We start from the raw sequence: 22714 nt of genomic DNA, 5'->3' as shown, positions 1-22714 counted from the left end.
CGGGGGCGGTCGCGCGCCGGGGGTCAGCGCAGGTCGACGTCGGCGACCTTGTCCTGGTAGTCCTTCTTCGGGTCGGCGCCGAGCAGCATCTTCACCCCCGCGATCAGGCTGTGTTCGTTCTCCCAGACCTGGGCCGGACCGGCGTCGAAGCGCAGCAGGGTGACCTTCGGGTCGTCCTTGCCGTCGAACCACGCGGCGACGAACGGGCTCCACAGGCGGTCGATGACGGCGCGGTCGTTGTCGATGCGCAGCTCGCCCTGGATCACCGCGAACAGCTCGTGGTCCTTCGAGGCCAGGGTCGCGAAACCCGGCCGCGGGCTGGCCAGTTGCCGCGCCAACTCGGTGTCGCGGGAGGTGAAGAACCAGATCGGCGCGCGGTCGTTCTCCACCAGCGCGGTCATCGGGTGGATGTGGCCGCCGGCGTCGTGGATGCCGAGCATCACGGTGCGGTCCTTGTCGAGTGCCTTCCAGAGGCGGGATTCGAGTTCCTGTGGGGTGGGCATGGCGGGTCCTGTGGTCGGGGGGAGGCTTCAGGTTCTAGCGCGCCGGCCGTTACCGGGGCGTGCCCACGCGCGTGAAGCGCCGGGAAAGGGACGAAAGGGGACGGAATGACCGGGATCGGAATCGCCGCTGCAGTGCTGCTGCTGGCGGTCGCGGGGGCGATGGCGTGGTGGTGGCGTGCGCGGGCGCCGGTTGCGGCGAACGCCTCGCGGTCGCTGGTCGCGCCCGAAGTGACCTACGACGACGCGGCCCCGCCGGCCGAGGAGTCCCCGGGCCCGGTGCAGCCGGTCGACGCCGCCGACCCGGCCGCGCTGGCCGGTGAGCTGCTGCTGCGGTTCCACGCGATCGCGCTGGGCGGCAAGGCGCCGGTGTCGAAGGCCGGCCACGCCGAGGTGGCGGCCGCCACGGTGGAGGTGCTGGAGAAGATCGAAACCCAGCCGCACTACACCCCGCGCCGGCCCAACCTGCTGCCGCAGCTGATGCGCAAGGTCAACGACCCGGAGGCGTCGGGCAAGGCGATCGCGGCGATCATCGCGCGCGACCCGGCGTTGGCCGGCAACCTGCTGCGGATCGCCAACAGCGCGCTCTATCGCGTGCAGGCCAAGCCGGTGGAGAGCATCGAACGCGCGGTCGCGCTGGTCGGTACCGACGGCATCCGCCAGATCATCGCCGCGGTGCTGGTGCAGCCGGTGATGGGCGCCGGCGGCGGCGTGTTCGGCCGCTTCGCGCCGGTGACCTGGGAGTACACGCTGCTGTCCGCCGCCGCGGCCGCCGACCACGCCAAGCTGGTCGAGCGCGACGATGCGTTCGCGGCCCAACTGCTCGGCCTGCTGCACGGCCTGGGGGCGACCGTCGTGACCCGGGTGGTGCGCGACCAGTACGCCCGCCGGCGCGGCGTGATCCCGAACGCGTCGGTCGCCGCGACGCTGCTGGACGAATGGGCGGCACCGACCGCCGCGCGGCTGTCGCGCAAGTGGGAGCTGTCGGACCGGATCACCCGGGCGTTGACCGAGCAGACCGCCGGCCCCGCGGCGGAGATCAGCCCGCTCGGGCGCTCGCTGCGTTTCGGGCGGCTGGCCGGGGGGCTCGCGCTGCTGTCGCGGCAGGCCCGGCTGGATGCCGCCGCGGCATTGCCGGCGCTGGCGACGGTGGAGCCCCGCAGCGGCTCGACCGCCGCGATCTGGGAGCGACTGCGCCACGGCGTGGACTGACCGGCCTGGCGGCGGGCCTGCGAAGATACGCGTGGACCGGCGGCGACCTGCCGTCGGCATCGCAAAAGGACCGCATGAAGACCCCCAACGGCCTGCAGGCGCTGATCGACGACGGCGTGATCGACGAAGTGCTGCGTCCGCTCAAGAGCGGCAAGGAGGCGGCTGTCTACGTCGTCCGCAGCGGCGGCGAAGTCCGCTGCGCCAAGGTCTACAAGGACATGGCGCAGCGGAGCTTCCAGCAGCGCGTGCAGTACCAGGAGGGCCGGAAGGTGCGTGGCAGCCGTGAGGCCCGCGCGATCGGCAAGGCGACCAAATACGGCCGCAGACAGCAGGAGGCCGCCTGGAAGAACGCCGAGGTCGACGCGCTGTACCAGCTGCGCGACGCCGGCGTGCGCGTGCCCGAGCCGCACGGTTACTTCAACGGCGTGCTGGTGATGGAGCTGGTGACCGACGCCGAGGGCTTCGCCGCGCCGCGGCTGGGCGAGGTGGAGCTCGGGGCCGCGCAGGCCCGCGACTTCCACGCGGTGCTGGTCCGCCAGGTGGTGCGGATGCTGTGCAGCGGCCTGATCCACGGCGACCTGTCGCCCTACAACGTACTGGTCGGCCCGGATGGCCCGGTGGTCATCGACTTTCCGCAGGTGGTGAGCGCGGCCGGCAACAACGCCGCACGCACCATGCTGCTGCGCGACGTCAACAACCTCACCGCCTACCTGGGCCGGTCGGCGCCGGAGCTGTTCGACACCTGGTACGGCGAAGAGATGTGGGCGCTGTACGAGGCCGGCGAGCTGCGGCCCGACAGCGCCTTGACCGGCCGGTTCGTGCACGACACCCGCCGGGTCGATCTCGACAGCGTGCGCGACGCGATCAACGAGGCCCGCGAGGAAGCCATCATCCGCCAGCAGGGCCGGGAGGCCGCGGCCGAAGAGGACTGAGCGCGGCTAGAAGCGCTCGCCCACCGGCAGGTGGCGCCACTCGCCGACCGGCATCCTGCCCATGGCGACGCGGCCGATGCGGATGCGCCGGATCGCCACCACGCCCAGCCCGACCTCGGTGCACATGTGGCGCAGCTGGCCGGGCCGCACGTCCTTGATCGCGAAGCGCAGGCGGACTTCGTTCTGCCAGCTGACCTTGCACGGCGGCAGCCGCCGGCCCTCGAACGAGAGCCCGTGGGCGAGCCGCGGGATGCCCCACGGCGGCAGGTCGCCGTCGACCTCGACGATGAACTCCTGCTCGATCGACGCGTAGTCCTCGGTCAGCCGGCGCCGCACGCGGCCGTCCTGGGTCAGCACCAGCAGCCCGCTGGCTTCGTCGTCCAGCGGCATCAGTGGCGCGAGGTGCAGGAAGTGGCGTTGCAGGGTGCGGATGCCGGAGGCATCGCCCCCGGTACGCGTGCCCGGCCCGACCAGCGCCGGGGTCGCAGCGGTGGCGATGCCGGCGGGTTTGTGCAGCAGCATCGTCGCGGGCTCGACCGGGTCCAGGCGGGCGTCGGGATCAAGCTCGACGGCCTGGCCAGTGACCGGCGCCTGGGGATCCTCGACCACCCGGCCGTCGACCCGCACCCACCCGCCCGCGATGTACTGGCGAGCCTCGCCGCGCGAGCAGCGCAGCAGGTCGGCGACGTGCCGGTCGAGGCGGACGGGGGCTTCTGGATCGGACATGGCGCGGCTGTCGGTGCGGCTGGACAGTGTAGGGCGCCGACGCGCTGGCGGCCGGGTGCGGCGTACTTGACCGGGGTCAGGGCGCGTACCGCGGTCGCCGGCCATGCTTGCGGCAGGCGGTCTGTTACTCCGCCCGAGGAGGCGATCATGGAGTTCCATGTCACCGCGAAGGATGCGGGCACCCGGCTGCCCGCGATCGAGGACGCGATCCTCGACATCGACCCCGCCGCGGTGGTCGACATCGATGCCGACGGCGTGCTGCGCGTGGCCGCGGCGCTCGACGCGGGCGAGCTGGAGCGGCTGCTGACGGCCACCGGCATGACGCTGGCGCCGGGCGACGTCCACCAGTTGCCGTCGATCTGCTGCGGCGGTTGCAGCGGCTGATACCGGGGACGGACGGATTGTCGGAGTCGTGGCGGCGGTCACGCTTTGCGTCCGGCCAAATCACCGGCGCTTTACCGCGCGACGCGGAGGATCAGGGTCTTCGCAACGTGCAGGGCGGGTGGATGGTTCCAGGCAGTGGCCGGCAGGCGCAGCCGCGGATGCTTCAGTGGACGAGCGCGGCGCATGGCCGGAGTGAATACCTGAGGCTGCGCAGCGTGGTCGATGCGCTGGTGCGCGTGGCCGAGCATCCCGGCGACACTCGCGCCTTCCTCGGCGTGGCGACCGCCACCGCGATGGAGCTCACCCGCGCCACCGGCGCCGCCGTGCTGATGGCCGGCGACGACGGCGCACTGCGCGTGGCGTCGGCACGCGGGCAGATGCGGCGGGTCGGGCGCGCCGCGTTCGACAACGGCCAGACGCTGGCCCGCGCATGCCTGGCCTCGCACCAGGTGTTGCACAGCGAAGCGGCGATGTCGGACGCACGCATCGAAGGCGATGCTCGCGCCGACCACACGCTGGCCTCGCTGATCGCCACGCCGCTGCGCTTCGGCGACCAGGTGCTGGGCGTGCTGGAGGTGTGTTCAAGCGTCGCCTGCGCGTTCGACGACATCGACACCCAGGCGGTCGCGCTGATCGGCAATGCGCTGGGCGGGGCGCTCGGCCGGCAGATCGCGCTGGACGACAACGCACGCCTGCTGGCGCGGCTGGAATCGGCGCTCGAAAGCACCCGCGCCCGTGCCCGCGAGTACCAGGACGCGGCGTACTACGACGGGCTGACCGGGCTGCCCAACCGCGCGCGCTTCATGGAGCGGCTGGACGCGGCGTGCCGGCGCGGCGACGAAGCCGGCCGGTTCGCGGTGCTGTTCCTCGACCTCGACGGGTTCAAGGAGGTCAACGACACCCACGGCCACGCGCTGGGCGACGCGGTCCTGCGCGAGACCGCCGCGGTGCTGCGCTCGCGCCTGCGCGCCGGTGACGTGATCGCGCGGCTGGGCGGCGACGAGTTCGTGGTGCTGCTGGATTCGCTGCGCGATGGTCGGAGGGACCTGCCGGTGATCGCCAAGGGACTGGTGTCGTCGCTGGAGGAACCGCGGCTGGTCGATGGTGTGCCGCTGCGCATCCGCGCGAGCGTCGGCTGGGTGCTGTACGACGGCCGCTCCAGCGCGACCGCGCTGCTGGCGGTGGCCGATACCGCGATGTATCGCAACAAGCGTGCGCGAAGCCGCAGCGCCGGGGCTTCCACCCCGTCCGCACCGGTGGCGATCGAGCGGCGGGAAGCGGGTGGGGGCATGGGGGGCTAGACTGGGGCTCCCACGTTTGGAGCGGAACAGCCCATGGCAAAACCCAATTACTCGTTCGAGAAGCGCCAGCGCGAACTCGCCAAGAAGAAAAAGCAGGACGAGAAGCAGGCGAAGAAGCAGGCGGCCAAGGCAGCCGCGAACCAGGGCGCGACGCCCGAGCGCGACGAGTCGCCGCAGGCGGAGTGACCCACGCGGGACGGGTGCTGCGGCGCCGCGCTCAGTGCGCGCCGGGCGAATCCAGCCGCAGCCCGCCCTCGTCCCGATGCAGTTCCCGCAACCGGTCGCCGAGCAGGGCGATGTTGGCCTCGGTGGCCTCGATGTCCGCACGTATTTCCGCTGGCAGCAGGGCGCGGCCCGCGCGGCGCAGGTCTTCGCTCTGCGCGCGCCAGGTCGCCGCGAGTTGCGCACCGTCGCGTTCCAGCGCATCGCGCTCGGTGGCCTGCGGCAGGCCGTAGCCGGTCTCCACGCCCGACTGCTGCAGGATCGCAGCCGGCCGTCCGAGCAGGCCTTCCAACTGCAACACCTCGTCGAGTGACTGGCGCGCCCGCGGGGCACCGTCGTCGCCGAGGAAGCGTCGCTTGAGCTCGTCGCGCGCCAGCAGGTTCCGGCGGCGCAGGGCGGCATTCTCGAGCAGCAGCAGGGCCGCGCCGCTGCGCAGGTCGCTGCGCGCCAGCCACGGCGTGCGCTGCGCCGCCGGGAGGTCGAGCCAGTCCGTCACCCGTGCCTGCGGCAGCCCAAGCGACTCGCGCGCGATGTCGAACATCGCCTGGTACCGCGTGTCGGCGGCCTCGAAGTAGTACCCGAGGCGCCGCGCCTCGTCGCGATCGTCGAGCACGCCCGCATCGGCGATTCCCTGTTCGACCAGCCGCCGGCGCAGACCGGTCGGCGTGATGCTGGCCAGCGGTTCCCCCGTCAGCCGCGGGACGCCATCGTGCAGCAATTTGAAGGTCTCGACCGCGCAGTTGTTGCTGACGAAGTAGTAGCGGCCGTCGTAGCTCCAGTGGAGTTGCGCCGCGCGCTCGACCAGCCCGGTGATCTCGGCCGGCCCCAGTCGCAGCGGGATCGACTGCAGCCCGCGCAGCTCCACTCGGGTGTACTCCTCGACCACCTGCGCCAGCGGCAGCACGAACAGCCGCGACGGGTAGGAGCCGGTCAGGCCGCGCCAGCTGGAGATCTGCATGTCGTCGACGAAGGCGCGGAACGACAGCACCAGGTGGTGGTCGAGGTCGAGCCGGCACTCCGGGCCCGGCGGCCGGCCCGGCGCGCACACCACCAGCCGCAGCATGCTGTGGCCCCAGCGGCTCATGAAGCGGTCGTTGCCCTCGGCCAGCAGGTAGTCGACTTGGTAGACGCGCGTGGGGTCGAGTTGCCGCACCGGGGTGTCGGCATCGGTGCCGGGCCGTAGGAACACCACGTCGGGCGCGCACGGTCCCGGCATCGGTCCACCCTCGAAATGGGCGGCAAAGTGGCGGTGCAGCGCGGGGCGCCGGCATCCGTACTGCGGGTCGAGCAGGAAGTGCTCGAGGTTGACCGCGACGAACTCGGCCGGGCTTTCCAGCTCGTAGCGGTCGGGGCTGCGGTCGGTGAAGGCGTTGCGTGGGTGGCGCAGGCCCAGCCGCATCGGACTGATCTGCCAGCCGGCGAGGTCGAGCAGCCGCGGGTCGCGCGAGAGACCGCCGGTTGGGCTGCGGTCGTGGAAGTGGGCGAGTTCGTGGATCACCGCGGCGAGTGCCGCGCGCGTGGCCGGGTGGTCGATGTCGGCCGACGCGGGACGCTGCATCCAGTCATCGAGCAGCGCGCGGTCCAGCAACAGGCGCGATGCGAGCGCGCGGCCGTCGATGTGTTCCGGGAGGTCTTCGCGCCACTGGACTTCGATGAGACCGAGCGACCCGCGCCAGCGGGCGGGGAGGCGACCGAGGACGTTGTCGAGCAGCTCGCGGGTGGCGGCGGCCTCGTCGGGCGCGAGGCCGGGGGCGATCACCAGCGGACCGGTGTCCGCGTCGCCGGTCGCGGCGTGTGCGTGTCCGGCAAGGGCGAGCGCCAGCGCCGCCAGCGTGCAGCGCCAGCGCATCGTGGAACGGATCAGAACGCGAGGATCGCCCGGGCCAGTTCCATGTCGCTGGCCTGGCGCGCGTCGGCACGGTGTTCGCGCAGGCGCAGCAGGGCGGCTTCCAGTTGCGCGCCGCGGATGTGGCCGTTGCTGGCGACGAAGCTGGCGGCATCGTCGCGCGCCTGCAGCACCACCTTGTCGTCGCCCGAGGTGCTGCCCGACGACCCCGACGAACCGGCCGAGGAGGCGCCGGCCGAAGTCCCGCCGAAGCTCGATGCGGAAGCCGGCCCGGCGGCCAGGGCGAGGGCGACGAGGGCGGTGGCGGACAACAGGGCGGTGGATCGGGTCATCGGGACAATCCGGAGGTGAGGGAGTACGGGCTGCAAAGACTACCGCGCGGCTCGCGGCACCGGGCTGAACCGGCGTGGCCGGCGGCCGGAACCGTGACCGTGCCCCGGCTCAGCCCGCCGTTTCGGCGTCGCGCGCGTCGGCGGCGGCCTGCAGCGGCATCGGCGTGCCGCGCCAGCGCCGCACCGTGCGCTGGAAGAACAGGTTGTTCGGCACCCGCAGTACCGTGTCCTCGCCGTCGCCGCGCTGCTCCTGCAACGTGGTGTAGACCAGGTTGACGTCGATCACGCGGCCGCGGAGGCCGGGCTTCTCGCCGTTTTCGAGGATCTCGATGTGGTCGTACAGCCGGAACGGGCGGGTGGTGAGGATCAGCACCGTGCAGAAGATGTTGGACAGCACGCTCCAGGCTGCGAAGAACGCCACCGCGCCAACCGCCGCGAAGCCGGTGAAGGCCGTCCACAGCACCGTGCCGGACACGCCCAGCCGGCCCAGTGCCAGCAGGATCGCCGCGGTATAGATCAGGAAGCCCGTCACCCGCTGGCCCACCACCGACAGTTCCGGCGGCAGCCCGCGGCGCCGGCACAGCCGGTCGAACATCCGCCGGGTCAGCGCGCGCAGCAGCCACGCGGCCAGCAGGATCAGCGCCACCTGGCCCAGTGGCACGACCACGGTCAGCCATTCCTGGATCCACGGGGGCAGCTGTTCGCGCATGGTCGGGGCCGGTCGTTTGGGGCCGACAAGGATAACGGCGTGGCCGTTCATGCGGCCGCCGCTATCCTTGGCGATGCGAACGGGCTCATCCAGTCAACCGGAGAAATGCGATGGCCACCGGCTGGGCCGGCGACGGCGCCGTACAGGACCAGATCGACGCGACCGTGAAGGACGCGATCAAGCGGGCGCGCAGCCAGTTGCGCGAAGGCCCGGGCCTGACCCACTGCGAGGAGTGCGACGCGCCGATCCCCGAGGCGCGGCGCAAGGCCGTGCCCGGCGTCCGCATGTGCGTGGCCTGCCAGGAGGCGCAGGACCGCGAGCAGGCGGCCGCGTCCGGCTACAACCGCCGCGGCAGCAAGGACAGCCAGCTGCGCTGAGTCTTCGCCTTGTCGTGCGGCCCATCGGTGCGGCGGGCGCTGGCTGAGGCCTGCGCGCCTGCGCCGCGCGTCACGGCCTCGTGGCGCCGGACCCGGCGACGAACGGGTACTGCGCGAAGATCGCGGCGACCGCCTGGTCGGCGGCGGTCGCGCGCTGTTCGGGCGTGCGCTGGGTGACCCGGCCGATCGCGTCGCCGGTCCAGACCAGGTGGTTGCGCTCGGCATCGACCAGGTCGATGGTCAGGGTGCCGACGGTGTAGCGGCTGACGCGCGTCTGGTCGTACCAGACCGGTACCGCGAAGTAGGTGCGCGCGCGGTAGCTGTAGAAGTACTGCACGTCGCTGCGCGGGACGCTGTACACGTCCTGCTCCTCGCGGATGTAGCCCTGGAAGTTGACCCGCAGGTCCGGATCCTCTGCGTCGAAGCGGTAGCCGCGCGCGTCCATCTCGCGCCGGACCGACTGCTTGATGCGGTCCGAGAGGTAGCTGGTGTAACCCGACTGCTCCATCGCGATCGGCTGGTAGAACGCATAGGTGCGGTAAGCGGAGAAATCCGCGGTCGGGTCGGCGTCGGTAGCCACGCGCGGGCCGGTCGCGCAGGCGGACAGCGCCAGCGCGAGCACCACGGCGAGCAGCGGCAGGGCGGGGGTTCGGACGGGATTGCGACGTTGCATGGCGCGTTCTCCTCGGTCTGACGGGTCGACGCTAGCAGCGCCGCCGGCGAGCGTGCGTGAAGCCGGCAGCGGCGTCCGCAGCGTGGCCGGACCGGCGGGCCGGCGACTTCTGAAGTTCTCCGCGCGCCGGCCGATATCCGAGACGACCACTCCCGGAAATCCATCCTCTTGGACCACGAAGCCCGCGTTGCCACCCTGCCGGGTGCCCGATTCCGGGCGCGCGCGCAGCGGCGTGTCCGCCACCTGGCGGACGCGGTGCTCGGCGCCGATAACCGCTTGCGGATCCGGGTCACGCAGTGGCTGATCACGGTGATCGTCTACGCCGGCTGCGGGCTGGTGTTCGGCCTCGCCGTGCATGGCGACTGGGTCAGCGTCGGGGGCCCGGCGTTGGCCTGGTGCGTGTTCGTCGCGTCGAATCTCGTCGCCGTCTACATCGCGTTGCGTACGGGCTGGAGCGCGCGGTTCCAGGACGCGGGGTTGACCACCGTGCAGATCGTGATGGGCGTCGTCGCGGTCTGCTGGGCCTACGTGCTGGCCGGCCCGTTCCGCACCGCGGTGCTGCTCGCGCTGCTGCTCACCCTCGTCTATGGCGCCTTCTCGCTGGGCTGGCGGCGGATCATGGCGGTGACCGGGTTCGCGCTGCTGGCGCTGGTGGCGGCGATTGTCATCCGCAACGGGGCAGTCGGTGCCGACTCGGGGCGGCCCCAAGTCGAAGGGCTGCGGATCGACCTGTTCAATCTCGGCATGACCACGGTACTTCTGCCCGCGACGTCGCTGGTTGCCGCGCGCCTGTCGTCATTGCGGGGCAAGTTGCGGCTGGAGCGCCGCGCGCTGAAGCAGGCACTGGGCGAGGTGCAGCGCCTGGCCACGCGCGACGAGCTGACCGGTCTGCCCAACCGCCGCCACATGCAGGAGCTGCTGGACCGTGAGCATGCACGCCACGAGCGCAGCCCGCAGGTGTTCAGCGTTGCCCTCATCGACCTCGACCACTTCAAGCGCATCAACGACTGCCACGGCCATGCCGCCGGCGATGCGGTACTGCGCTCGTTCGCGTTGACCGCGGTTGCCGGCCTGCGCGGGCAGGACGTGATGGGGCGCTGGGGCGGCGAGGAGTTCCTGCTGCTGATGCCCGGCACTGCGGCCGACCAGGCGCTGGCGAGCGTGCAGCGCATGCTCGGGAAGGTGCGCCACCTGCCGTATATGGCCGACGAAGCGCTCTCGTTCTCGGCCGGTGTCGCCGAGTACCGCGCCGGCGACACAATCGCGCAACTGCTGGAGCAGGCCGACGCCCGGATGTACGCCGCCAAGCGCGCGGGCCGCGGCATCGTCAGGCTGGACTGAGGTTCGCTCCCGTGAAATGAAAAAGGGCAGCCACCCGGGCTGCCCTTCCACTTTGAACGCGACGACCGATCAGGTGTTCGGGTCGTCGTTCTCGTCCTCGTCGGCCGGCTCGACGTCCACGTCCGGCACCGGCACGGTGACTTCCTCGGTGTCGACATCGACATCGGGCGCGTCGACGTCGTACTTGGGGATCTGGCCGTCCTGCACTTCGACATCGACGTCCGGCAGCTCGCCTTCCTGGGTCTGGTCGACGTCGCACGCGGCCAGTGCAAAGGTGGACGCCAGCGCGAACGCCAGGATTGCGGTCTTTTTGATGGGGTGGGTCATCTCGCGGCTCCTCGTGGGGGTGGGGCGATGTTCGCCGGGGCCGCGTCCACGCGGGGTGACAGCCGGCCCGCGTTACCGCACCGTCAACCGGCCGGCGTGGCTTCCGTCATCGCCTCGTCGGCCGCGCCGGTCGAAGCATGAATGGCCTGGTCGAACTCCGAGAACGGGCTGTCGACCCGGCACTTGCCGTCGGGGAAGCCGAAGCGCTCGCGCAGTTCGAGGCCGCAACTGTTCATCGCCTCGACGTCCTCGCCCGGCGTCGCGCACTTGCGGTCGAAGCTGCGGAAGAAATCGTCGCGCCGGCGCACGAAGTCCTCGCCGCACTTGCGCGCCAACCGGATGCGATCGAGATCGTCCTGCGCGGCGTTGATGCCGACGATGCCGAATTCCTCCAGCTCGTTGGTCGTCAGCAGACGCAGGCTGCGGTTGGGCACGGTCATCATCATGTCGGCCAGCGCCACCGCGCCGCCGTTGCGGGCGAGGTACTGCTCGATGTTGGAGTGCACGTCCTGCAGCTCCTGGCTCAGCTCGGCGCGGGAGGTCGCCTCGGACTGCAGCCGGATGATGCGGTGCACGCCGACCTTGCCCGAGATCAACCGGTTGTCGCCGCCGGCCAGCACCAGCACGCAGGAGCTGTGGCAGACCGCGTCCTCGCGTACCCAGATGGTCCAGCCATCCTCGGCGATGATGTCGCCGGCGCGGATCGCGGCCTCCACCTGGCCGCCGCTGGAGTCGATGTCGAGGATGCGGTCCTCCAGTCCCATGCGGTCGGCCATCACCCCGACGCGCTCGACCAGCGCACTGAAGTCCGGCGCGATCTTGCCGGCGTAGCTCAGCCGCAGCACGCCGGTGTCCTGGCAGGGCGCCATCGCGTCGGCCACCGGCTCGAAGCCCAGGTCGGCCAGTGGCAGGCCGTCGCCGGCGGTTTCGTAGTCGACCTCGCAGCTGATCTTCGCTTCGCCCGAGGTCAGCTGCTCGGCCGGCCAATCGGTGGTGCTGGCGAGGTCGGCCGGCGGCTCGGGCACGGGCGGCTCGTCCACCGACACCGCGCCGTAGTTGGTCTCGCCGTCGCCGCTGGTGGTCTCGATGATGACCGGCTGCTCCACCGGAGGGGCCGGATTGCACGCGCTCAGCACCACGCACAGCAGCAGGGGCGGGAGCAGTCTGGCGCGCATCGGGGTCCTCTCGGCGGGCGGCCGGGCGGGGCCGGCGACGTTCAATGCAGTCTAGGGCACGCACCGCGGGGCCGGACCAACCTGCGATGAACATCACCGCCCGCCACATCGCCGGTGGAACCGGGGCCCGGAGGCGGTAGGATTGGACCATGCGCACCCGTACAGACCAGGCCGTCGAGTCCGACTTCGGCGAGGAGCTCGCCAACGTCCTGACCCACGGGCTCGGGGCCGCCGCCGCGCTGGCCGGCGGTGCGGTGCTGATCACGCTGGCCGCGCTGTTCGGCGACGGCTGGCAGCTGGCCGGCGCGATCGTGTTCGGCGTCTGCCTGCTGCTGCTGTACCTCGCGTCCACGCTGTACCACGCGGTCAACAACCCGGTGGCCAAGGCCCGGCTGAAGGTGCTGGACCACTGCGCGATCTACCTGCTGATCGCGGGGACGTACACGCCGTTCACCCTGGTCGGGCTGCGCGGACCGTGGGGCTGGGGGCTGTTCGCGGGGATCTGGACGCTGGCGTTAGCGGGCGTGGTGTTCAAGCTGTTTTACACCGGCCGCTTCCGCTTGCTGTCGACGCTGCTGTACGTCGCCATGGGCTGGCTGGTGCTGGTCGCGATCCGGCCGCTGCTGGATGCGCTGGATGGCTGGACGCTCGGCTGGCTGCTGGCCGGCGGCGCCTGCTACACGCTGGGGACGTTCTTCTACCACCGGCCGGCGCTGCGGTACTCGCACGCGGTGTGGCACCTGTTCGTCGTCGCCGGCAGTATCTGCCACTACATCTCGGTGATGGCGCAGGTGGTTTGAGTTCGGTACCGGTTGGAAAAGAAAGCCCGCGGCCGCGGGCTTTCCGGTGGCAGGTCGGCGGGCGCTCAGGCGGCGTCGACGTGGCCCTGGTTCAACTCGGTCTCGGATGCCTCGCGCACCCCGGCGACCTCGACCTCGAAATGCAGGTTCTGGCCGGCCAGCGGATGGTTGCCGTCGACCGTGACTTCCTCGGCGCCGACCTTGGTGACGGTGACCAGCAGCGGGCCCTGCGCGGTGCGCGCCTCGAACTGCATGCCCGGCTGCACCGACTCCACGCCCTCGAACGCGCCGCGCGGCACCACCTGGACCAGGCCGTCGTGGCGGGGGCCGTAGCCCTGCTCGGGGGCGACGTCGGCGGTCAGGTTGTCACCGGCCTTGCGACCGGCCAGCGCCTGTTCCAGCCCCGGGATGATGTTGCCGGCGCCCTGCAGGTAGCTCAGCGGCGCGTCGGCGGCCGACTTGTCGATCACCTCGCCGGCGTCGTTGGTCAGGGTGTAATGGATGGTGGCGACACGCCCATCGGCGATCTCCATGGGAAACCTCACTGGCAGTAAAGGAAGGGGAGTGGTGGTGCGCCGGTCAACCCACGGCGCGATGACATGACACCGGTCCAGCCTAGGAGCGGTGGCGCGGCACCGCAACCCCGGTCACCGTTCCGGACGGCGGTTTCGGGTGACAATCCGCGTTCATTTTCGTCGGCGCAGGCTTCACGGTGCCGCACGTCGCTGTTCATTCCGTTTACACCACTACTGCTACGTTCGCGCTCGCCCCGCGGAAGGAGATGCCGTTGAGCCGCCTTGCCATCCCTGTTTGCGTCGTCGCGCTGTTCGCGTTGTCGGCATGCGCCACGCTGCGCCCGGCCGAAACGCCCGACTTCGCCGGGTCGATGGCGGCCGCACATGTGTACCTGGCCGCAGGGCAGGACAGTGCTGCGGCGGCGGCGTTCGAGCAGGCGGCGGCGCTGGACCCGGCGAGCAAGGAACCGTGGCTGGAGATCGCCCGCATCCGCCAGGCGCAGGGCCGCCACGTCGACGCCTTGGCCGCGGCCGAACAGGTGCTGCGGCGCGACCCGACCGATGCCGATGCGCACGCGCTGACCGTCACCAGCGGGCTGGAGGTCGCGCGCCGGACCATGCTGCGGTTGATGGCCGCCGACGTGCCGCCCGACGAGCAGCAGCAGGCCGTCGGCAAGTCGATCGCGATGCTGATGGCGGAGGTCTACGGACCCGAGTTCCTGTTGTCGGACGAGCTGCGCACGAAGATCGCGCGGGAGGCCATCGCCCGCTACCGCGCCAAGCGCGTCGAGCGCCTGCCCGAGGCGCGGCAGGACGAACCCAAGGGCGACCCGCTGGACCTGCTGGGCGGCGACTGACCGGCGCGCGCATCACGGATGCCTCATGCGGGCGATGGGAGCATCGCCGGCATGGAGAGCCACAACGACGCGACACCGCACTTCTCGCGCGACGAACAACTCGTCCTTGAGCAACCCTCCGACGACTGGGACGTCGTGCTCGGCGACGGCCCCGTCGTCGCCACCGCCATCCACGACGGCCACGCGATGCGCGATTCGCTGCGGCCCTACCTCGCGTTCACCGAAGAGCAGCGCCGTCGCGACGAGGACCCGCTGACCGGAATGCTCGCCGCGGTCGGCGATGTCCGGCTGGTGGTGCGCACCTCGCGCTTCGAGGTCGACCTGAACCGTCCGCGCGCCAAGGCGCTGTCGACCGACCCGGCCGACACGTGGGGCCTGCGGGTCTGGAAGGGCGACCTGCCGCCCGCCGAGCTCGAACGCTCGCTCGCCACCCACGACCGCTTCTATTCAATGGTCCGCGCACTGGTGGACGAACTGCTCGCGCAGTGGGGCTGCGTGCTGGTGCTCGACATCCACAGCTACAACCACCGCCGCGACGGCGCCGACGCCGCGGCGGCCGAACCGCATCGCAACCCCGACATCGACCTTGGGGTGACCACGCTGGACCCGCGCCGCTGGGGCCGCGTGGCCGACCGCTTCGCCGAAGCGCTGCGCAGCCACGAGGTCGCCGGGCGTCGCCCCGATGTCCGCGAGAACGTGCGCTACGTCGGCGGCGGGCACTTCCCCGAGTGGCTGTACGCGACCTACGGCGAGCGCGTCTGCACGATCTCGCTGGAATACAAGAAGGTCTACATGGACGAGTGGACCGCGCAGGCCGACATCGCGGTGATCGAGCAGTTCCGCAACGGCTTGCGGGATGCGGTCGACGCGGTGCGCGGGGAGTTCCTGGCATGCCGGTGAGCGCCGCTGCTGCCGGTTCCGCGCGCGCACTGCCGCCGGTGGCGGCCCGGGTGGACGCCGAACTGGCCCGCATGGACGGCGAGGTCGACTGGCTGCTGGCGCTGTCGCCGATCCACAACGACGCCCTGTGGGTGGGGTTCGAGGAGAGCGGGCGCACGCGGATACCGCCGCTGCGCTACATCGACCTGGACACCGACCTGCACGCGGTGCGCGAGCGCCTGCTGGCGTTGCCGGTCGAGGACATCGAATCGCCGCTGCTGTCGGGCCTGCTGGCGGAAAAGCAGCGCGAGCTGGACCGGCAGATCGAACTGGTCCGCCTGCGCGACACCGACGGCTTCATCAACGCCAGCCTCGACCTGTTCGGTGGCGTCGAACCGCGCCTGCTGGAACTGGCCAACCGCATCCTCGGCACCGTCGGGCCGAGCGTGCCGCTGGAGGCCGAGGCCGGCATCGACGAGGTGCTCGAAGCGGTCGAGGACGAGCTGGACTGGTACCGCGAGCGTTCGCCGGATTTCACCGCCGAAGTGGTGGTCGATGCCGACCTCAACTCGCTGATGATGGTCTCGCACGGGCGCTTCTACATCGACGGCGACGTGCGCCTGCCGCGGGCGCGCGTGCAACCGCTGATCCAGCACGAGATCGGCACCCACCTGGTCACCCGCCACAACGGCAGCCGGCAGTCGCTGCAGCAGCTCCGCGTGGGGCTGGCGCACTACGACCCGCTGCAGGAGGGCCTGGGTGTGCTGGGCGAGTTCCTCGCCGGCTACCTGCCCGGCGAGCGGCTGCGGGTGCTGGCTGCGCGCGTGGTCGCCACCGAGATGGCGATCCACCGCGAGGAGGTGCCGGCCATCTTCGACCTGCTGCACAACACCCACGGCATCCCGACCGATGACGCCTTCGACGTGGCCGTGCGTGCCCGTCGCGGCGGCGGGCTGACCAAGGACGCGGTCTACCTCAGCGGCCTGCGCGACCTGGTCGAGTATCTCGCCGGCGGTGGCGAGTTCGAACCGTTGTTCACCGGCAAGTTCGCGCTGTCGCACCGCGTCGTGCTCGACCAGCTGGTGGAGGAGGGCTGGGCGGTCGCCCCGGACCTGCTGCCGCGCTACTGCTCCGCGCCCGACGCCGCCGAACGGCTGGCCCGCTGTCGCCAGACCCCGGTGGAGCGCCTGTTCCACACCGAACCCGACAACGTGGCCCGCGCGCCCGCACCAGAGGAAACCGCATGAACGCAGCACCCGCCACGCGTGGCCCGATCAAACTCGGCTTCGTCATCAACGAGATGGCGACCGAGAAGAACAACTACACCACCATCCGGCTCGCGCGCACGGCGGTGAACCGCGGCCACGAGGTCGCGCTGATCGGCCTGGGCGACTTCATCTACGACGCCAACGGCACCGTGCGCGCCCACGCCCACGTACCGCGCGAGTCGCATTACGCCGACGACGACGCGCTGCTGGCCGACCTGCAGGGGCCCGACTGCGAGCGCCACCGCATCTCGGTCGAGGACCTCGACGTGCTGATGCTGCGCAGCGACCCGGCCGAGGAGGTCGTCGACCGGCCGTGGGCGCCCAACAGCGGGCTGCTGTTCGCCCAGCTGGCGGCGCTCAAGCACGTCATCGTGCTCAACGACCCGACCCACCTGACCGACGCGTCCAACAAGACCTATTTCCAGCACTTCCCCGAGGAGGTGCGGCCGGTCACCTGCATCACCCTGGATGCGGAAGAGATCAAGGCGTTCATCAAGGCGCACGACGGCTACGGCGTGATCAAGCCGCTGCAGGGTTCGGGCGGGCAGAGCGTGTTCGTGGTGACGCCCGACAGCGGCGCCAACCTCAACCAGATGATCGAGGCGGTGACCCGCGACGGCTACGCGATCGTGCAGGAGTACCTGCCCAAGGCGGCCGACGGCGACCTGCGCCTGCTGACCCTCAACGGCCGGCCGCTGTGCGTCGACGGCCAGTACGCGTGCTTCCGCCGCTTCAACGACAGCGGCGACGCGCGCAGCAACATCACCGCCGGCGGCAAGGTGGAGATGGCGGTGCCGGACGAGGACGCGCTGCGGCTGGCCGAGATCGTCGCGCCCAAGCTGATGCGCGACGGCATGTACCTGGCGGGGCTCGACATCGTTGGCGACAAGATGATGGAGATCAACGTCGACACCCCCGGCGGCATCAACATGGCCGAGGAGCTCACCGGGACCGACTTCAGCGGCCACATCATCGCCGACCTGGAGCGCAAGGTGCGCCTGCGCGAGCAGTACAACCGGACCCTGAGCAACACCGAGCTGGCGATGATGTAGCCGGGGCCGCGGCGGGGAGTTGCCGGCGGCGGGCGCGGCTCGCATCCTGTCCGGCAGTTCACGACCGGCCGCATGCCTTGGACACCCTGCTGATCGCCCTGGACCTGCTGGGCACCTTCGTCTTCGCCATCTCCGGCGCGACCGTCGGCGTGCGCAACCGGCTCGACCTGTTCGGCGTGCTGGTGCTGTCGTTCGCCGCCTCCACCAGCGGCGGCATCATGCGCGACCTGCTGATCGGCGCGACCCCGCCGGTGGCGGTGGTCAACTGGAGCTACATGGTGGTGGCGTGCCTGGCGGGGCTGTTGACCTTCCGCTGGCATGACCACGTCGAACGGCTGCGCAACCCGGTGCAGGTGTTCGACGCGATGGGGCTGGCGCTGTTCGCGGTCAGCGGCGCGGTGAAGGCGCTCGACCACGGCCTCGGCCCGATCGCCGCGACCCTGCTGGGCATGCTGACCGGCATCGGCGGCGGCATCGCCCGCGACGTGCTGGTGGCGCGCACGCCGGTGATCTTCCAGGCCGAACTGTACGCCGTCGCGGCACTGGCCGCCGCGGCCACCGTCGTCGCTGGGCACTGGCTGGGCCTTCCGGTGATGCCGGTCGCGGTGGTGGGCGCGGTGCTGTGCTTCGGTCTGCGCTACATGGCGATCCGCCACGGCTGGCGGCTGCCGGTGGCGCAGCCGCGCGATTCATGAACTGAACGGACGCGCCGGTCCTCACACACTCCGCACGCGCCGACGACCCGCAGTTTACGAACCCACCCCGACGATGGGCGCACCCACGGGCACTGCCCGCCACGGAGCAATCCAAATGCGCACCATCCAGATTTCGACCCTCGCCGCCGCGCTGCTGGCCCTCGGCCTCGCCGGCTGCGACAACAACGTGGAGACCGACACCCTCGGCAGCGCCACCGACGACACCGCGATGCCGGGCAGCGTCGACGACACCCTGCCGGTGGACGAACCCGACGTCGCCGTCGACCCGGTCAACGACCCGGGCACGATGGCCGACGCCAGCGCGATCGTCGCGCCGACCACCCTGATGGTCGCCAGCACCGGCGCGCCGGGGCCGTACCTCACGGACGCCGACGGCCGCGCGATCTATTTCCTCGAAGGTGACGCCGATGGCAGCACCTGCACCGGACCGTGCCTGGAACTGTGGCCGCCGGTGATCGCCACCGAGACCGTTCCGGAGGTCGCCGCCGATCTGCAGGCCGACCTGCTCGGCACCATCGAGCGCGCCGACGGTACCGCCCAGCTCACCTACAACGGCCACCCGCTGTACTACTACACGCGCGACATGGGCGCCCAGGCGCCAACCGGCCACGACCTGACCGACGACTGGGGCGAGTGGTACCTGCTGACGCCGGCCGGCACCGAAGTCGATGTTGACGTCGACGACGAGGCCGAGCGCGGCTGATCCAGCAGAGATCCAGACGTCCGCGGCCGACTGCGGTCGACCACGATGCCGAGCGACCGGAAGGCCGCCACCCGACACGCGGTGGCGGCCTTTTCCACGAGGATGCGACCGGTGGCCGTGCCGGCGCGGCTGTGCGATTGTCGGGCGTCCGGATGAGACGCGCAGGGGGTTACGCAATGAGCATCACTCGTCGCCAGACCGCCCTGTACGCCGGTCTCGCGCTCGTGTTCTGCGGATGCGCCGCGAGCGCGCAGGACCGGCCGGGTCAGGGCAACCTCACCGATCACACCTACGCGTCCGGCGTGCCGTTGACGGCCGAGCAGCGTGCGGTGGTGTTCCAGTCGGCCGACCTCGGTATCCGCGTGTTTCCCGAGCGTCAGCGGATCGAGGGCGACGCCACCCTCGTGTTCAAGGCGAAGTCGCCGCTGGAGCGGCTCGTGCTCGACCTCGACCGTAACCTCCCCATCTCGGCAATCGATCTCGACGGGGTTGCGCTGGCGGCCAACCGCTGGCGCAACCCCGACGGCCGGCTCACCATCGACCTGCCCGCGCCGCTCGCTGCCGGCGAAACGGTGACCCTGCGCGTCCGGTACGGCGGCGCGCCCCACGTCGCGGAGCGCGCGCCATGGGACGGCGGCTTCGTCTGGTCGACCGCACCGACCGGCGAACCGTGGATCGCCACCGCGGTGCAGGGGCAGGGTTGTGACCTGTTCTGGCCCTGCATCGACCACCCGATGGCGGAGCCGCAGGTCGTCACCCAGCACGTCACCGTGCCCGCTCCGCTGGTGGCCGCCGGCAATGGCGTGCTGCTGGGCGTGGACGAACACGACGGATGGCGCACCTGGCACTGGCGCACCGGGAACCCCAACACCTACGCCATCGCGCTCAACATCGGTCCGTATGAACTGCGGCAGGACGAGTACCGGAGCCGCTACGGCAACACCATCCCGCTGCGCTTCTGGCACCTGCGTGACCGCGGCGGACAGGCGCGCGAGCTGTTCGCCGAGTTCCCGCGGATGCTGGACTTCTTCGAGGCCACGATCGGTCCGTATCCGTTCGCCGGCGAGAAGATGGGCGTGGTCGAGACCCCGCACCTCGGGATGGAGCACCAGACCATCAACGCCTACGGCAACGGGTACCGGAAAGGCGAGTTCGGCTACGACTGGCTGCTGCAGCACGAGTTCGCCCACGAGTGGTTCGGCAACCAGCTGACCAACCACGACTGGGACGACATGTGGCTGCACGAGGGCTTCGGCAGCTACATGCAGCCGCTGTACGCGCAGTACCTGCTCGGTGACATGGCCTATCACGCACAGCTGCACGACCAGCGACTCGGGCTGGTCAACCGGCACCCGATCGTCTCCGGCCGACCGATGCTGGAGCACGAGGTCTACGACAAGCAGGCCGGCCCGGGCGGCGACATCTACGCCAAGGGTTCGCTGGTGCTGCATACCCTGCGCGGGCTGATCGGCGACGAGGCGTTCTTCAAGGCGACCCGCCGGCTGGTCTACGGCACCGATTCCCCGCAGCCGGGCCGGTTCGCGCCACGTTACGCCGATACCCCGGACTTCATCGACATCGTCAACGACGTGACGGGCGACGACCTGGGCTGGTTCTTCGACGTCTACCTGTACTCGGCGGCGCTGCCGGAGCTGGTGGTCGAGCGCGCTGCCGGCCGGCTCGACCTGCGCTGGAAAACCGAAGGCGACCGGCCGTTCCCGATGCCGCTGCAGGTGCGGGTCGGGCCGCCCGGCGGCGAGGTGGTCGAGGTGGCGATGACCGGCGGGCGTGGCCACGTGGCGTTGCCGGACGGGCAGGTCTTCACCGTCGACCCGGCGTCGAAGGTGCTGCGGGCGATGCCGCACGTGGAGCGCTACCGCGCCGACCGGGAGGCGCGGGCGAAGGAACCGGAATAACGGTCACCCGCGCCGCGCGGACCGGCCGCATCCACGCGCATGCCACGCCACATGCGCGATGCTTGTCATCCCCGCAGGACCGCACGCATGAACGACACCCCGCTTCTCATCCCATGCCCGCACTGCGGCGCGATGAACCGTGTCCCGGCCACGCGCCTGGGCCAGTCGCCGTCGTGCGGGCGCTGCCATCGCGCGCTGTTCGACGGCCGCCCGCTGGCATTGACCGCCGCCGACTTCGATCGCCATGCGGTGCGTAGCGGGTTGCCCTTGCTGGTCGATTTCTGGGCGCCGTGGTGCGGGCCGTGCCGGACGATGGCGCCGGAGTTCGAGGCCGCCGCGGCGGAGCTGGAACCGCGCCTGCGCCTGGCCAAGGTCGACACCGAGGCCGAACCGGGGCTGGGCGCGCGGTTCGCGATCCGCAGCATCCCGACCCTGGTGCTGCTGCACGAGGGCCGCGAGCTGGCCCGCCAGTCCGGCGCGTTGCCGCGCAGCCGCATCGTCGCCTGGGCGCAGGCCCAGCTGCCGCGATGACACGGCTCGACATGACCGGCGACGACATCACGCGCCTGGACCCGCCGCCGCGCCCGCCGGAGGAGCCGGACCCGGCCGACTGTTGCGGCGAGGGCTGCGTGCGCTGCATCTACGACGTCCACGACGAGGCGGTGGAGCGCTACCGGAAGGCGCTGCAGGCGTGGCGGGAGCGCAACCCCGGCGTCCCGCTTGCCGACGGGCACGCCGACGCGGATTGAGCCGCGCGCAGTTCAGCGCGCCAGCTTGCCCAGCGAGCTGTCCAGCAACCGCACCAGCTTCCGGCTGGCCTCGCCGATCGCCCCGCGCATGGTCGGCGCCTCGGCGGTGACCGTCGCCGGCGGCCGGCCTTCCAGCCGCGCCTCCATCGTGCAGTGCTTGTCGTTGTCGCCGGACTTCTGGCCGTTGGTGTCGGCCAGGTGCACCTCCACCCGCGACACCTGGTCGCCGAAGCGCTGCAGGGCGTCGGCCACGACCTGTTCGACATGCTGCGCGAGCGCTTCGTCGCCCTGGACGTGGTTGTCGGTGTTGAGCAGGACCTTCATGCGGTACGGCCTCCAGGCGGTGGGATCAGGGTCGCCCCCAACGCTAACGCCGGCCGTATCCACGCCGCGAGAAGGCGCCCGGCGCCGGTAAAATCCGCGGATGGTCCTAAACATCGCCGCCTACCACTTCACCACCGTCGACGACCCGTCCGCACTGGCCGACGCCGTGCGCGAACGCGCCGGGGCGGCGTCCCTGCGCGGCACCGTGCTGGTGGCGGGCGAGGGCATCAACCTGTTTCTGGCTGGTGCGGAGGACGCGATCGGACGCTTCGTCGACTGGCTGCGCGGTGACAATCGCTTTGCCGGCATCGTGGTCAAGGCCAGTCATAGCCGGGCCCAGCCGTTCGCGCGGCTCAAGGTGAAGGTGAAGCCCGAGATCATCAGCTTCCGCCGCGCCGACGCCTCGCCGCTGGCGGGCCGCGCGCCGACGGTCGCCCCGTCCGACCTGCGACGCTGGATCGGGCAAGGTCACGACGATACCGGTCGCCGGCTGGTGCTGCTGGACACCCGCAACCGCGAAGAGGTCGGCCACGGTACCTTTGCCGGCGCGCTGACCCTGCCCATCGACAACTTCACCGAACTGCCGGAAGCGCTCGCCCCGCACCGCTCGCAGCTGGCCGACGCGACCGTGGTCAGCTTCTGCACCGGCGGCATCCGCTGCGAGAAGGCCGCGCTGCACCTGCAGGCCGATGGCATGGACAACCTGTTGCAGCTCGACGGCGGCATCCTCGGCTACTTCGAGCAGGTTGGCGGCTTCGGCTACGACGGGCACTGCTTCGTGTTCGACGAACGGGTCGCGCTGGACCCGTCGTTGCGGCCGCTGGTGGACGCCGGGGCCGCGGAAGGAGACGGGCACGGGGACGCCGCGGGCTGAACAG

28 protein-coding genes are annotated in these 22714 nt (G+C 71.1%); 18 read left to right on the top strand and 10 right to left on the bottom strand.

Annotated features, from left to right (window positions below):
• Positions 1 to 23: 23 nt before the first annotated feature.
• Positions 24 to 503, bottom strand: a complete 480-nt coding sequence (locus N799_RS01000) for a pyridoxamine 5'-phosphate oxidase family protein (RefSeq protein WP_036206462.1) — start codon at positions 501 to 503, stop codon at positions 24 to 26.
• A 105-nt stretch (positions 504 to 608) separates the two neighbouring features.
• Here N799_RS01000 and N799_RS00995 point away from each other — a divergent pair, with 105 nt between their 5' ends.
• Together N799_RS00995 and N799_RS00990 are read left to right on the top strand one after the other, a co-directional pair.
• The gene (locus N799_RS00995; protein WP_036206459.1) at positions 609 to 1712 is read left to right on the top strand and encodes an HDOD domain-containing protein; all 1104 of its coding nucleotides are present in this window, start codon (positions 609 to 611) and stop codon (positions 1710 to 1712) included.
• Positions 1713 to 1786: 74 nt separating this feature from the next.
• Positions 1787 to 2644, top strand: coding sequence for a PA4780 family RIO1-like protein kinase (locus N799_RS00990; RefSeq protein ID WP_036206457.1), 858 nt, complete (start codon positions 1787 to 1789; stop codon positions 2642 to 2644).
• Positions 2645 to 2650: 6 nt separating this feature from the next.
• Here N799_RS00990 and N799_RS00985 read toward each other — a convergent pair whose 3' ends face one another.
• Positions 2651 to 3370 carry an rRNA pseudouridine synthase gene (locus tag N799_RS00985; protein ID WP_036206454.1) on the bottom strand — a complete coding sequence of 240 codons (720 nt, stop codon included), beginning with the start codon at positions 3368 to 3370 and terminating at the stop codon, positions 2651 to 2653.
• Between the two features lie 147 nt (positions 3371 to 3517).
• Between N799_RS00985 and N799_RS00980 the strand changes: the two genes are divergently transcribed.
• From N799_RS00980 to N799_RS15755, 3 genes are all read left to right on the top strand, one after another.
• The gene (locus N799_RS00980; RefSeq protein ID WP_036206451.1) at positions 3518 to 3754 is read left to right on the top strand and encodes a hypothetical protein; all 237 of its coding nucleotides are present in this window, start codon (positions 3518 to 3520) and stop codon (positions 3752 to 3754) included.
• 158 nt (positions 3755 to 3912) lie between these two features.
• Positions 3913 to 5055 (top strand): sensor domain-containing diguanylate cyclase, encoded by a 1143-nt coding sequence (locus tag N799_RS14170; protein ID WP_160279942.1) that lies wholly within the window; start codon positions 3913 to 3915, stop codon positions 5053 to 5055.
• 33 nt (positions 5056 to 5088) lie between these two features.
• On the top strand, positions 5089 to 5241 hold the full coding sequence (locus tag N799_RS15755) for a hypothetical protein (RefSeq protein WP_203224999.1): 153 nt from the start codon (positions 5089 to 5091) through the stop codon (positions 5239 to 5241).
• 31 nt (positions 5242 to 5272) lie between these two features.
• Here the strand turns inward: N799_RS15755 and N799_RS00970 are convergent, their stop codons facing one another.
• The 3 genes from N799_RS00970 to N799_RS00960 form a co-directional block, all read right to left on the bottom strand.
• The gene (locus N799_RS00970; RefSeq protein ID WP_036206449.1) at positions 5273 to 7126 is read right to left on the bottom strand and encodes a DUF7844 domain-containing protein; all 1854 of its coding nucleotides are present in this window, start codon (positions 7124 to 7126) and stop codon (positions 5273 to 5275) included.
• An 11-nt stretch (positions 7127 to 7137) separates the two neighbouring features.
• A complete protein-coding gene (locus N799_RS00965) occupies positions 7138 to 7437 on the bottom strand; it encodes a DUF2388 domain-containing protein (RefSeq protein WP_425476937.1) in 300 nt (99 codons plus the stop codon).
• Positions 7438 to 7564: 127 nt separating this feature from the next.
• Positions 7565 to 8164, bottom strand: a complete 600-nt coding sequence (locus N799_RS00960; protein WP_036206442.1) for a mechanosensitive ion channel domain-containing protein — start codon at positions 8162 to 8164, stop codon at positions 7565 to 7567.
• Positions 8165 to 8274: 110 nt separating this feature from the next.
• On the opposite strand from N799_RS00960, the gene N799_RS00955 reads away from it, so the two are divergent.
• A complete protein-coding gene (locus tag N799_RS00955; protein ID WP_036206439.1) occupies positions 8275 to 8541 on the top strand; it encodes a DksA/TraR family C4-type zinc finger protein in 267 nt (88 codons plus the stop codon).
• A 70-nt stretch (positions 8542 to 8611) separates the two neighbouring features.
• On the opposite strand, the gene N799_RS00950 is transcribed toward N799_RS00955, so the two are convergent.
• A complete protein-coding gene (locus tag N799_RS00950) occupies positions 8612 to 9214 on the bottom strand; it encodes a DUF4136 domain-containing protein (protein WP_036206436.1) in 603 nt (200 codons plus the stop codon).
• A gap of 168 nt (positions 9215 to 9382) precedes the next feature.
• On the opposite strand from N799_RS00950, the gene N799_RS00945 reads away from it, so the two are divergent.
• Positions 9383 to 10555 carry a GGDEF domain-containing protein gene (locus N799_RS00945; RefSeq protein ID WP_036206433.1) on the top strand — a complete coding sequence of 391 codons (1173 nt, stop codon included), beginning with the start codon at positions 9383 to 9385 and terminating at the stop codon, positions 10553 to 10555.
• Positions 10556 to 10624: 69 nt separating this feature from the next.
• Here N799_RS00945 and N799_RS00940 read toward each other — a convergent pair whose 3' ends face one another.
• Both N799_RS00940 and N799_RS00935 read right to left on the bottom strand, forming a co-directional pair.
• Entirely contained in the window at positions 10625 to 10882 is a 258-nt protein-coding gene (locus N799_RS00940) for a hypothetical protein (RefSeq protein WP_036206430.1), read from the bottom strand.
• A gap of 83 nt (positions 10883 to 10965) precedes the next feature.
• Positions 10966 to 12057, bottom strand: a complete 1092-nt coding sequence (locus tag N799_RS00935) for a COG3904 family protein (RefSeq protein ID WP_052100884.1) — start codon at positions 12055 to 12057, stop codon at positions 10966 to 10968.
• 149 nt (positions 12058 to 12206) lie between these two features.
• On the opposite strand from N799_RS00935, the gene trhA reads away from it, so the two are divergent.
• A complete protein-coding gene (gene trhA / locus N799_RS00930; RefSeq protein ID WP_036206427.1) occupies positions 12207 to 12857 on the top strand; it encodes a PAQR family membrane homeostasis protein TrhA in 651 nt (216 codons plus the stop codon).
• 65 nt (positions 12858 to 12922) lie between these two features.
• On the opposite strand, the gene N799_RS00925 is transcribed toward trhA, so the two are convergent.
• Positions 12923 to 13390: an FKBP-type peptidyl-prolyl cis-trans isomerase gene (locus N799_RS00925; RefSeq protein ID WP_036206424.1), complete on the bottom strand. Its 468-nt coding sequence runs from the start codon at positions 13388 to 13390 to the stop codon at positions 12923 to 12925.
• 254 nt (positions 13391 to 13644) lie between these two features.
• On the opposite strand from N799_RS00925, the gene N799_RS00920 reads away from it, so the two are divergent.
• From N799_RS00920 to N799_RS00880, 9 genes are all read left to right on the top strand, one after another.
• Positions 13645 to 14229: a tetratricopeptide repeat protein gene (locus tag N799_RS00920; RefSeq protein WP_160279941.1), complete on the top strand. Its 585-nt coding sequence runs from the start codon at positions 13645 to 13647 to the stop codon at positions 14227 to 14229.
• 51 nt (positions 14230 to 14280) lie between these two features.
• Entirely contained in the window at positions 14281 to 15129 is an 849-nt protein-coding gene (locus tag N799_RS00915) for an N-formylglutamate amidohydrolase (protein WP_052100883.1), read from the top strand.
• Positions 15120 to 16355: a tyrosine/phenylalanine carboxypeptidase domain-containing protein gene (locus tag N799_RS00910; RefSeq protein WP_052100882.1), complete on the top strand. Its 1236-nt coding sequence runs from the start codon at positions 15120 to 15122 to the stop codon at positions 16353 to 16355. The genes N799_RS00915 and N799_RS00910 overlap by 10 nt, the downstream gene beginning before the upstream one ends.
• The gene (locus N799_RS00905; RefSeq protein WP_203224998.1) at positions 16352 to 17428 is read left to right on the top strand and encodes an ATP-grasp domain-containing protein; all 1077 of its coding nucleotides are present in this window, start codon (positions 16352 to 16354) and stop codon (positions 17426 to 17428) included. Before N799_RS00910 ends, N799_RS00905 begins: the two co-directional genes overlap by 4 nt.
• 77 nt (positions 17429 to 17505) lie before the next feature.
• Positions 17506 to 18123, top strand: a complete 618-nt coding sequence (locus tag N799_RS00900; RefSeq protein WP_036206421.1) for a trimeric intracellular cation channel family protein — start codon at positions 17506 to 17508, stop codon at positions 18121 to 18123.
• Between the two features lie 115 nt (positions 18124 to 18238).
• On the top strand, positions 18239 to 18847 hold the full coding sequence (locus N799_RS14165) for a COG4315 family predicted lipoprotein (RefSeq protein ID WP_052100879.1): 609 nt from the start codon (positions 18239 to 18241) through the stop codon (positions 18845 to 18847).
• 176 nt (positions 18848 to 19023) lie between these two features.
• The gene (locus tag N799_RS00890) at positions 19024 to 20763 is read left to right on the top strand and encodes a M1 family metallopeptidase (protein WP_036206418.1); all 1740 of its coding nucleotides are present in this window, start codon (positions 19024 to 19026) and stop codon (positions 20761 to 20763) included.
• Positions 20764 to 20850: 87 nt separating this feature from the next.
• Positions 20851 to 21294, top strand: coding sequence for a thioredoxin TrxC (gene trxC, locus N799_RS00885; RefSeq protein ID WP_036206414.1), 444 nt, complete (start codon positions 20851 to 20853; stop codon positions 21292 to 21294).
• Positions 21291 to 21512, top strand: coding sequence for an oxidoreductase-like domain-containing protein (locus N799_RS00880; protein ID WP_052100877.1), 222 nt, complete (start codon positions 21291 to 21293; stop codon positions 21510 to 21512). Before trxC ends, N799_RS00880 begins: the two co-directional genes overlap by 4 nt.
• A 12-nt stretch (positions 21513 to 21524) precedes the next feature.
• On the opposite strand, the gene N799_RS00875 is transcribed toward N799_RS00880, so the two are convergent.
• The gene (locus tag N799_RS00875) at positions 21525 to 21836 is read right to left on the bottom strand and encodes an HPF/RaiA family ribosome-associated protein (protein ID WP_036206408.1); all 312 of its coding nucleotides are present in this window, start codon (positions 21834 to 21836) and stop codon (positions 21525 to 21527) included.
• Positions 21837 to 21936: 100 nt separating this feature from the next.
• Here N799_RS00875 and N799_RS00870 point away from each other — a divergent pair, with 100 nt between their 5' ends.
• Positions 21937 to 22710: a sulfurtransferase gene (locus tag N799_RS00870; RefSeq protein WP_036206406.1), complete on the top strand. Its 774-nt coding sequence runs from the start codon at positions 21937 to 21939 to the stop codon at positions 22708 to 22710.
• Positions 22711 to 22714: the final 4 nt, after the last annotated feature.

Source organism: Lysobacter arseniciresistens ZS79, assembly GCF_000768335.1.
Lineage (GTDB): Bacteria > Pseudomonadota > Gammaproteobacteria > Xanthomonadales > Xanthomonadaceae > Novilysobacter > Novilysobacter arseniciresistens.
Note: the sequence above shows the minus strand (reverse complement) of the source record. Positions and strands in the feature narration are given on the sequence as shown.

Excerpts from the sequence above, each read along its gene's own strand:
- N799_RS01000 (WP_036206462.1), bottom strand. The coding sequence starts at position 503 with ATGCCCACCCCACAGGAACTCGAATCCCGCCTCTGGAAGGCACTCGAC.
- N799_RS00995 (WP_036206459.1), top strand. The coding sequence starts at position 609 with ATGACCGGGATCGGAATCGCCGCTGCAGTGCTGCTGCTGGCGGTCGCG.
- N799_RS00990 (WP_036206457.1), top strand. The coding sequence starts at position 1,787 with ATGAAGACCCCCAACGGCCTGCAGGCGCTGATCGACGACGGCGTGATC.
- N799_RS00985 (WP_036206454.1), bottom strand. The coding sequence starts at position 3,370 with ATGTCCGATCCAGAAGCCCCCGTCCGCCTCGACCGGCACGTCGCCGAC.
- N799_RS00980 (WP_036206451.1), top strand. The coding sequence starts at position 3,518 with ATGGAGTTCCATGTCACCGCGAAGGATGCGGGCACCCGGCTGCCCGCG.
- N799_RS14170 (WP_160279942.1), top strand. The coding sequence starts at position 3,913 with ATGCTTCAGTGGACGAGCGCGGCGCATGGCCGGAGTGAATACCTGAGG.
- N799_RS15755 (WP_203224999.1), top strand. The coding sequence starts at position 5,089 with ATGGCAAAACCCAATTACTCGTTCGAGAAGCGCCAGCGCGAACTCGCC.
- N799_RS00970 (WP_036206449.1), bottom strand. The coding sequence starts at position 7,126 with ATGCGCTGGCGCTGCACGCTGGCGGCGCTGGCGCTCGCCCTTGCCGGA.
- N799_RS00960 (WP_036206442.1), bottom strand. The coding sequence starts at position 8,164 with ATGCGCGAACAGCTGCCCCCGTGGATCCAGGAATGGCTGACCGTGGTC.
- N799_RS00955 (WP_036206439.1), top strand. The coding sequence starts at position 8,275 with ATGGCCACCGGCTGGGCCGGCGACGGCGCCGTACAGGACCAGATCGAC.
- N799_RS00950 (WP_036206436.1), bottom strand. The coding sequence starts at position 9,214 with ATGCAACGTCGCAATCCCGTCCGAACCCCCGCCCTGCCGCTGCTCGCC.
- N799_RS00940 (WP_036206430.1), bottom strand. The coding sequence starts at position 10,882 with ATGACCCACCCCATCAAAAAGACCGCAATCCTGGCGTTCGCGCTGGCG.
- N799_RS00935 (WP_052100884.1), bottom strand. The coding sequence starts at position 12,057 with ATGCGCGCCAGACTGCTCCCGCCCCTGCTGCTGTGCGTGGTGCTGAGC.
- trhA (WP_036206427.1), top strand. The coding sequence starts at position 12,207 with ATGCGCACCCGTACAGACCAGGCCGTCGAGTCCGACTTCGGCGAGGAG.
- N799_RS00925 (WP_036206424.1), bottom strand. The coding sequence starts at position 13,390 with ATGGAGATCGCCGATGGGCGTGTCGCCACCATCCATTACACCCTGACC.
- N799_RS00915 (WP_052100883.1), top strand. The coding sequence starts at position 14,281 with ATGGAGAGCCACAACGACGCGACACCGCACTTCTCGCGCGACGAACAA.
- N799_RS00910 (WP_052100882.1), top strand. The coding sequence starts at position 15,120 with ATGCCGGTGAGCGCCGCTGCTGCCGGTTCCGCGCGCGCACTGCCGCCG.
- N799_RS00905 (WP_203224998.1), top strand. The coding sequence starts at position 16,352 with ATGAACGCAGCACCCGCCACGCGTGGCCCGATCAAACTCGGCTTCGTC.
- N799_RS14165 (WP_052100879.1), top strand. The coding sequence starts at position 18,239 with ATGCGCACCATCCAGATTTCGACCCTCGCCGCCGCGCTGCTGGCCCTC.
- N799_RS00890 (WP_036206418.1), top strand. The coding sequence starts at position 19,024 with ATGAGCATCACTCGTCGCCAGACCGCCCTGTACGCCGGTCTCGCGCTC.
- trxC (WP_036206414.1), top strand. The coding sequence starts at position 20,851 with ATGAACGACACCCCGCTTCTCATCCCATGCCCGCACTGCGGCGCGATG.
- N799_RS00880 (WP_052100877.1), top strand. The coding sequence starts at position 21,291 with ATGACACGGCTCGACATGACCGGCGACGACATCACGCGCCTGGACCCG.
- N799_RS00875 (WP_036206408.1), bottom strand. The coding sequence starts at position 21,836 with ATGAAGGTCCTGCTCAACACCGACAACCACGTCCAGGGCGACGAAGCG.
- N799_RS00870 (WP_036206406.1), top strand. The coding sequence starts at position 21,937 with ATGGTCCTAAACATCGCCGCCTACCACTTCACCACCGTCGACGACCCG.